7 protein-coding genes are annotated in these 8,392 nt (G+C 49.3%); 4 read left to right on the top strand and 3 right to left on the bottom strand.

Going from position 1 to position 8,392, the window contains the following annotated elements:
* On the bottom strand, positions 1 to 224 hold a 224-nt coding region (locus BM101_RS13455; RefSeq protein WP_177194533.1), incomplete at its 3' end, for a helix-turn-helix domain-containing protein.
* 239 nt (positions 225 to 463) lie between these two features.
* Between BM101_RS13455 and BM101_RS13450 the strand changes: the two genes are divergently transcribed.
* From BM101_RS13450 to BM101_RS13440, 3 genes are all read left to right on the top strand, one after another.
* Complete coding sequence (locus tag BM101_RS13450) at positions 464 to 1,708, top strand: MFS transporter (protein WP_087033991.1); 1,245 nt, start codon at positions 464 to 466, stop codon at positions 1,706 to 1,708.
* Positions 1,709 to 1,830: 122 nt separating this feature from the next.
* Positions 1,831 to 2,031, top strand: coding sequence for a hypothetical protein (locus tag BM101_RS13445; RefSeq protein WP_087033992.1), 201 nt, complete (start codon positions 1,831 to 1,833; stop codon positions 2,029 to 2,031).
* A 290-nt stretch (positions 2,032 to 2,321) separates the two neighbouring features.
* The gene (locus tag BM101_RS13440; RefSeq protein WP_087033993.1) at positions 2,322 to 2,990 is read left to right on the top strand and encodes a putative ABC transporter permease; all 669 of its coding nucleotides are present in this window, start codon (positions 2,322 to 2,324) and stop codon (positions 2,988 to 2,990) included.
* A 126-nt stretch (positions 2,991 to 3,116) separates the two neighbouring features.
* Here the strand turns inward: BM101_RS13440 and BM101_RS13435 are convergent, their stop codons facing one another.
* Positions 3,117 to 5,684: a vitamin B12-dependent ribonucleotide reductase gene (locus tag BM101_RS13435; RefSeq protein WP_087033994.1), complete on the bottom strand. Its 2,568-nt coding sequence runs from the start codon at positions 5,682 to 5,684 to the stop codon at positions 3,117 to 3,119.
* Positions 5,685 to 5,948: 264 nt separating this feature from the next.
* Between BM101_RS13435 and BM101_RS13430 the strand changes: the two genes are divergently transcribed.
* A complete protein-coding gene (locus BM101_RS13430; protein WP_087033995.1) occupies positions 5,949 to 6,692 on the top strand; it encodes an NAD-dependent protein deacylase in 744 nt (247 codons plus the stop codon).
* Positions 6,693 to 6,817: 125 nt separating this feature from the next.
* Here BM101_RS13430 and BM101_RS13425 read toward each other — a convergent pair whose 3' ends face one another.
* Entirely contained in the window at positions 6,818 to 8,143 is a 1,326-nt protein-coding gene (locus BM101_RS13425) for an IS3 family transposase (protein WP_093399856.1), read from the bottom strand.
* Between the last annotated feature and the right edge of the window lie 249 nt (positions 8,144 to 8,392).

Raw genomic sequence — 8,392 nt, 5'->3', positions numbered from 1 at the left:
TCCACTTCCTGCAGCCACAGCGTGTCTGTTTCCTTTTTAAGCGCAGTCAGGCTGGCTGAACAGGCGCCATAACTTAGCCCTTTGCCTGTATCCTCATAACATTGGTTCCATTCGGACAGAAAATAGTTGAACACGAAACGGGAGCAGCCAATGGTCTTCCCAATCAAAATCTGTTGGGCCTCCGAGGGATAGAGTCGAAACTTGTACGCTTTGTGGATAATCATGGCTGCTCACCTCCTTATATCATACATTATAAACGAACGTGTGTTCGTTATCAAATGCGAAGGTGTAGGAAGGGAAAAGATTTTTCGACAAACAAATAGGCTGACGCCTACCGACATTCATCTCCGCCTACTCATTGGGCTATGCCCCTATCATTCCTTGAGGCAGGAGTCTTCTGTCTGATTGGAGATAAAACATATGTTAAGTCGTTTGATTGGCGGGAAGAAAGAGGGTGTATACTATGGAACAAAACAATAATAGATATGCAAACTGGCAGAGGGATATCGGCATGTTTCTGGGGAGCCAGACCATATCCTTTTTTGGCTCCTCCATCGTGCAATATGCCATCCTCTGGTATCTGACCTTGACCACGAAGTCCGGTGTCATCATGACGCTTTCCGTCGTTTTTGGCTTCTTGCCCACCTTTTTTATTTCGCCGTTCGCAGGGGTATGGGCTGATCGCTACAACCGCAAACGGTTGATCGTCCTGTCGGATGGGGTCATCGCGTTCTCGACGCTGGTGCTGATTGTCCTGTTTTTGGTGGGACAGCGATCCATCGGGGTATTGCTGGCGGCATCGGCCATCCGCGCGCTGGGGTCGGGCATCCAGATGCCGGCTGTCAGCGCCATCCTGCCGCAGCTTGTGCCGGAGAAAGAACTGACCAGAATCAATGGCCTGAACGGCAGCATCCAGGCGGTCGTCATGCTGGTTTCGCCGATGATCAGCGGGGTACTGCTGAACGCGGTGACCATGGAAGCCATCTTCCTCATCGATGTGGTGACGGCGATAGTGGCTATCCTGATTATGGTGTTTTTTCTGCAGGTACCGACACACGCAAAGGCCAGCCAGGAGCAGGCCAGCAACTATTTCCAGGATCTGAAGCTCGGCTTCGTTTACATCAAAAATCATGCGTTCATCAGGAAGCTGTTCCTCTACTTTTCGCTGGCCTTTCTGATGGCCGCGCCGGTATCCTTCCTTTCGCCGCTGCAGGTGGCACGCACGTTCGGGGAGGATGTTTGGCGGTTGACGGCAATCGAGGTCACGTTCTCGGTCGGGATGATGGCGGGCGGCCTGCTGGTCGCATCCTGGGGCGGTTTCAAGAACCGGATCCATTCCATCGCCTTCGCCATCGCCATCATGGGGGTGTGCACCTTCGGGATGGGGATCATCCCCAATTTTTGGATCTATCTCTTCCTGATGGCCGTCATCGGCGTGGCGATTCCCTTCCTCAGTGCGCCGAGCACGGTTCTTTTGCAGGAGGAGGTGGAAGAGGCCTTTCTCGGCCGCGTTTTCGGTGTCCAGAGCATGATTGCGACCTTGATGATGCCTTTGGGGATGCTTGTATTCGGGCCGTTGGCGGACAGGATGGCGATCGAAATCCTCATGGTCGTCTCGGGCCTGCTCCTTGTTTTCATAGCTTTCTTCGCCTTGAGGGACCAAGTATTGGTGGAAGCAGGGAAACCGAAAGGGCCGGATGCGGAATGATTTCGCTCGGATAAGATGCGTAGAAAAAAGGACACAGGCGATCCGTTCGGGATGAATCGCCTGTGTCCTTTTTTGCGTATCAAGAAAATTTCAATGTTCTATAGTAAGAGCCGCATCAGCATATGCGTCAAGGCTTGAGCTCGGAATTACCGGCGAAGCCCCTCACCGGTAATCTGCTTTTAGAAAAGACTGGATTTCCCGATGAGGCCTCCCTCACCGGTAATCTGCCTTTAGATGATATTGGAATTATCGATGAGGCATCGCTCGCCGGGGAAAACCAAACAGAAGGCACCGAAATTCCCGGCGAAGCACACGTTTCGTGAAATGCATCTGATATTTGCGCAGTGTGCTTATTTGAAGGCTAGTGCAAGGAACGTTGCTTCTTTCAACGAGGCAGATTGGGCTTGTCCCGCTTATTATTTTCCGCAATGGCAAAACGTTCTCCCTGACCCCCTTGATGAAATTGGAATCTCGCGTTGGAGTGGGCTATAATTTAAGTGTATAGGATGGTAGGCAAGTTTATCGGCCTTATCATAAAAATCAGGGATGATTGGATCGCCTTGGCGTTTGCAGCAATGTATTTCCGGATTCGAAGGGAAGGGGGGGGATCGGGATGAAGTATTCGGGAAAAAAACAGGAGAAATCTTTCGCGTCAGGCATGAATTTCTATAAACTCGTTTGGATTTTCGTTTTCTTCAGCATCTACGGCTATGTTTTTGAGACCACCGCGAACTTGATAGAGTATGGTTATTTTTATAATAGGCAGGGCCTTATTTATGGGCCGTTCAGTCAGGTCTATGGTATGGGAGCCATCTTTCTTATTTTGTGCGCGGAGAAACTGAAAATGAAGAAGTTTGTGCACCTGTTCCTCCTCTGCTTCTTGGTGGGGACCATTTTTGAATATGTGGCCAGTTTTTTGCAGGAAAGCGTATTTGGCGCTACCTCTTGGGATTATAAGGCCATGCCCTTCAATATCAATGGACGCGTTAATCTGTTGTTTTCGCTTGCCTGGGGATTGGGAGGAGCGGTTGCCCTGAAATGGTTATATCCCGTCACTAACCGGTTGATTGAGAGCTTTCCGTATAAAAAAGGCATCATCCTCACTTGGCTCATTTTCAGTTTTTTGTGTTATGACATCTTCATCTCTGCAGCTGCGGTGAAAAGACAGCAAGAACGTTTGATGGCTATCGCTCCGACGAACAGTTTTGAAATGTATTTGGATAAAAAATACCCGGATTCCTATTTGGAAAAAATCTATCCGGGGATGGTATTCAAAAAATAGGCGGGACGAAAGCCGGTTATGGCGTTAACCTGCACTCTGGCAGCAATTCGCCGGCAGGCAAAAGAAAACCCGATTCAGAGGCATTCAGCCGGTTGAATCGGGTTTTCTTTTGCATTACTCAAAATCTTACAATCCGCATTTCAGCTGCGCACCGCAGTTTGTGCAGGTGTTGCAGCCGCCCAGATCTTCGACCGTCCCTTGACGGCAGATCGGGCAGGTGTCGCCGATTTCATTGCCGATGGTGACGTCGGTCGATTCCAGATCCGCGATGGAGTCGACCAGGAAAGTCTTGTCCTTGTTCACTTTCAGGGCCTGCTCCTCCTGGATGTCCTCGTCACGGATATTTTCTTCGGCTTTCAGCGTCAGCACCTGCGAATCGCGGCTGCCGTCGACATAGACGGTCCCGCCTTTTGCTCCACCGGCGTAAAGGCGTTCGTAGATTTTTTCCACTTGCTCCACGGTGTAGCCTTTCGGCGCATTCACCGTCTTCGAAATGGAACTGTCCACCCAGCGTTGGATGGTCGTCTGCACATCCACATGCTCTTCCGGCGAAAGCGCCATGGCGGCGACGAAATAGTCGGGCAGTTGGTTCGGATCCGCCCCGGGATTGCGGTCCAAGTACTCTTGGACGATTTCCGCCTTCACCTCGATGAATTTGCCCAGACGTCCGCTTCGGTAATAGATGAAGGAGAAGTAGGGTTCCAATCCGGTCGAAACACCTGCCATCGTACCGGTCGAACCGGTAGGGGCAACCGTCAGCAAGTGCGAGTTGCGGATGCCATATTTCAGGACGCCTTCACGGATATGGTCCGGCATTTTTTTCATGAAGCCCGTATTGATGAAGCGTTCCCGCAGGATTTGGGTTTCCTTGCCGGTTTCGCCGACCAGGAACGGGAAGCTGCCGCGCATTTTGGCCAATTCGATGCTTTCTTCATAGGCAGCCACAGCGATCGTTTCGAAGACTTGATCGATCAACTGCAAGCTTGCCGGCGAACCGTAACGGACGCCGCAATAGATCAGCATGTCGGCCAAGCCCATGATTCCCAGACCGACGCGGCGTTCACCGAGGGCCTGTTTCCGGTTCTCTTCCAGGAAGTAAGGCGTGGAATCGATGACGTTGTCCTGCATATGGACCCCGGTGCGGACCGTCTGTTCCAGCTTCGCAAAGTCGACCATGCGCAAGTCCTTGTTGACCATTTCCGCCAAATTGACGGCTGCCAAGTTGCAGACGGAGTAGGGAGCCAATGGCTGTTCCCCGCATGGGTTCGTCGCAACGACTTTTTGGCCGTAGGCTTTGGCGTTGGTCATCTTGTTGGCGTTGTCGATGAAGAAGATGCCTGGCTCTGCTGCATAGGTTGCGCAGACATTGATCAATTTCCAGAGTTCGCGGGCACGGATGATGCGGTAGGTCCGGACGGCGTTGCCCATTTCTTCCCATTCGCGCACATCGCCGCAGTTCACCCATTCCGCGTCGTAGTGGGCCATTTCGTCCTTGCCGTAGTTTTCCACATCCGGAAAACGGAGAGCGTAATCCGCATCCGCTTCGATGGCCTGCATGAAGTCGTCGGTGATGCAGATGGAAATGTTGGCGCCCGTCAGGAACTCAGGGTTGTTGACGGTGTAGGTTCCGCCGTCGCGCAATTTCTTTTCGGCATGATGGATCACGGAGTGGTCGAAACCGCCATGGCCGGAGATGTTTTTATAGTTCACGATGCCCGTGTACATATTGATTTCTTTTGACGAGAACGGCGTGAAATGCAGCTTGTCTTTCGCAAGCATGCGGATCTGTTCGTCTTCAAAATTTTCGATGATGTAGCGCAGGATGCGGGGGTTCTGCATTTTTGAAATGATGAATTCCATGATGTCCGGGTGCCAATCGGCAAGCATGATCATCTGGGCACCGCGGCGGGAACCGCCTTGTTCGACCAGATGGGTCAATTTGGCGATGTCATCCATCCAGGAAACGGAACCGGAAGAGCGGCCGTTGACGCCTTTCACAAGGGTGTGGCGGGGCCGCAGCGTGGAACCGTTCGATCCGACACCGCCGCCGCGGCTCATGATCTCCATCACCTTTTTGCGGTGATCGGAAATGCCGCCTCGGGAATCGGGCACGAAAGGCATCACGTAGCAATTGAAGTAGGTTACATCGGTACCGGAGCCCGCTCCGTAGAGTACCCGGCCGGCCGGGATGAAGTTCAGAGCCTTTTGTTCTTCGTAGAATTTCAGGAAGGCTTCGTGGCGCAGTTCCGGTGTGTTCTCGACTTCGGATAGACCATGGGCATTGCGCATGGCGATCTGTTCGTAGAACAATTCCAACGGTTTATCCAGCGTGATGATGCGGCGCGTCACGATGCCGCCTTCCTCCGCGTCGAAGTCTTCAATATTATGCTGGAATTCTTCCGAAACCTTGATGCGTGCCGTATGCTCTTCCGGATCGATGGAAAGGACGATCCCGGTTCCGCGGGCAGGGTAGGTCGGATCTTCCTTTACCGTCAAGAGGACCAGGTCGCCTTCGGATAGGGTCGTCTTCTTCGTATCCTTATAGGAATAACGGTCAAGCATAACCAGACGCGCCACCCCTTCATAGGTGATGTGCATATCTTCGGTAATCGGGAAAACATGGGGGAAACGCTCGATGTCCTTGTTCAGTTTTTCGTATCCGGTCTTAAAAATGGTGTTCACTGCTGTATCCATGCGGATCACTCCTTTATTTATACCTTTTAACACAACATATAGTGTGTGATATGTATTTTGTATACTATATATATTAAAACGATTAACGGAACAACGCAAGGGGAACAGCCGGAAAGTGTTTTTTGAAAGGATGATGAAAGCTATTGGATCAGACGGTCATGCGGCTTTATAAAGAAAAAATGGGCAATAAGAGGAAAAGAAGGGACGATAAAAGCTATAATGGATACAGAAAAAGGCTGAGCCAAGCGAAAGGGAGTAGATAAGATGGATGAGAAAGAACAATTTGCACAGATGGTCAAACAGTCGAGACGCATCGTGGCGTTCACGGGGGCAGGCATGTCCACGGAGAGCGGCGTACCGGATTTCCGTTCTGCGGGCGGCTTGTTCGATGCCTTGAGCGGCAACTATTTTTCTGGCGAAGAAACGCTCAGCATCGGATTCCTGCGCAGCTATCCGCGACTCTTCTTCAAGAATTATGCCCGGTATTTTGATTTTTCAAAAGCGGAACCGAATGCCGGACACCGTTTCTTTGCCGACTTGGAGAAGCTGGGGAAGGATGTGACGGTCGTCACCCAGAACATCGACAACCTGCATCAGTTGGCCGGCAGCACGAACGTCATCGAATTGCACGGCAACGGCACGAAATGGCGCCGCCTGGATGAGATGGAAAGGATGGACGAAGCGCTGGTCCGCATGGATGAGGATGGCATGCAGCGCGATGCTGACGGGGAAATGGTGCGGCCGGATATCGTCCTCTACGGGGAAGCGTTGGATGAAGACGCCATGCAGAACGCGAGGACTGCCATCCGGAATGCGGATATGTTGATCGTCATCGGGACTTCGCTGAATGTCTATCCGGCAGCGGCTTTCATCGATTATTTCAAAGGTCCCTTTGCGGTTTTGATCAACCGCACCGCCGTACCGGCGATGGAACGCTTCCAACTGGCGATCCAGACGGACGCCGCCGCCTTTTTGGCGGATGTTTGGGGAACCTATTTCCGCATGTGAGGAATTCGGCCCCGCAAGCTTGCGGCGATTTCGGCAAAAAACGGCGACAAAAAGAAAAACACCCCTGAACAGCAGATGACCCGAATAATATGGACCCATTGTCAAGGACATTAAAAAAAGACACCTTATGCAGCACCCAATAATATTTGCTCCCTGTAAAGAACAGGGGGCAATTTTTTTAGATTCCATTGTCCGCGTTCGTTGTTGTAATAGTCAATGTAATCATCTACAATTGCCCGTAAATCTTCCAGATTTTCACAATCTTTATAATCTATTTCATCTTTCAGATGTCCAAAGAACGACTCTTGCGGAGCGTTATCCCAACAGTTACCTCTTCTTGACATGGACTGACCTAAATGATTATCAGCCAACTTCTTATGGAATTTAGGACTAGTGTAATGGACGCCCTGATCTGAATGGATAAAGGCATCTTCATGCAGCGTGGCACCGTGGGCGCTCGCCAATAGATTAATGGTATTTAGAGAAATATCAAGTTTCAGGCTATCAGATACATAGTGGGCTAGAATCTCTTTCGTTGCGCCATCTTTGACGGTCGACAAATAACCTATAAAGCCATTGGCCCCAGGCAAATAGGTGATATCTGTTAACAGAACTTTTTTGGCTACCCCCTGATCAAATTGACGTTTTAACTTGTTCTCAACAGTGCTATGTTCTTTGGTAGCTTTCGCAATTCTCTTGTACGGATTCGCTTTACGAATAGGGCAGAAGATATTATATTTCCTCATCAACCGCTGCACTTTTTTACGATTGACCGTAATCCCAAATTTATTCTTGAAGTACATCACAATGCTTCGAGAACCTTTCTTGTAGCCACGGTAGTTATACGCTTCTTCGATTTTGATTTTCCAGAATTGATCTTCCTCTTCTCGTGAATTTCTACTGTCCGCATTCTTTATATAATTGTAGTATCCTGAACGAGAAACACCCAATAGCTCACATGCATCAATGATTGTTCCTGTATAAGAACCGTCGGTTTTCATCCCATGGATTCTTGCGAAGATATCGCTAATATTTTCAGCGTTTTCTAGCCTCCTTTCGCTCCATTCTGATTTTTTTAACAGTTCATTTTCCTGTTCTAACAATGAAATTTTAGCTTGTAACTTTTCAATTTGTTGCTCAGGTGTTAGTTCTGTCTTTCGAGCTCTGCCTGAAGAATTTTTTCTGGTGTCTTCCAATGCCAAAATGCCATTTTCACGATATCTTTTTCGCCATTTCTTCGCAAATGACTTTATCCTGTCATCACCAATCATTTCCGGATCAAACCCTGCTTCAATAAAAATTTGCTTAGTAGTTTTCATGTTTAATGTTTCTGAAATGAAGTGGCGTTTGAACTCGTCGGTATAAGTAATGCTTTTATCAGAAACATTTTTTACATATTGGTTTTCCTTCAAAATTTGGACCTGACTTGGTGTAAAAGTTAATTTCGACATTCAGTGATTCCTTTCTGCACGAAGTGCAATAGATGTGGATTATGGGCTTGAAGGACTTGGCGACTAGCATTACCCGGTTTGTGAAATCTGTCAAAAGAAGGAGCGACAGCGGCTTTTGACTGATTTCTCAAATTGGGTTATCATCGCGACGCCACTTCAAGCATCAACTTATTTTTCTCTTTTAAGTATACAAAAATGGACCCTATAGAGGGCACTTTTTTTAGTGTCCATTCTATAGGGTCCATTTTA

It is taken from the genome of Trichococcus palustris (assembly GCF_900114465.1).
Classification (GTDB): Bacteria; Bacillota; Bacilli; order Lactobacillales; family Aerococcaceae; genus Trichococcus; species Trichococcus palustris.
This window is presented reverse-complemented; position numbering and strand designations above follow the sequence as displayed.

Coding starts and splice junctions, on each gene's coding strand:
- BM101_RS13450 (WP_087033991.1), top strand. CDS start 464: ATGGAACAAAACAATAATAGATATGCAAACTGGCAGAGGGATATCGGC.
- BM101_RS13445 (WP_087033992.1), top strand. CDS start 1,831: ATGCGTCAAGGCTTGAGCTCGGAATTACCGGCGAAGCCCCTCACCGGT.
- BM101_RS13440 (WP_087033993.1), top strand. CDS start 2,322: ATGAAGTATTCGGGAAAAAAACAGGAGAAATCTTTCGCGTCAGGCATG.
- BM101_RS13435 (WP_087033994.1), bottom strand. CDS start 5,684: ATGGATACAGCAGTGAACACCATTTTTAAGACCGGATACGAAAAACTG.
- BM101_RS13430 (WP_087033995.1), top strand. CDS start 5,949: ATGGATGAGAAAGAACAATTTGCACAGATGGTCAAACAGTCGAGACGC.
- BM101_RS13425 (WP_093399856.1), bottom strand. CDS start 8,143: ATGTCGAAATTAACTTTTACACCAAGTCAGGTCCAAATTTTGAAGGAA.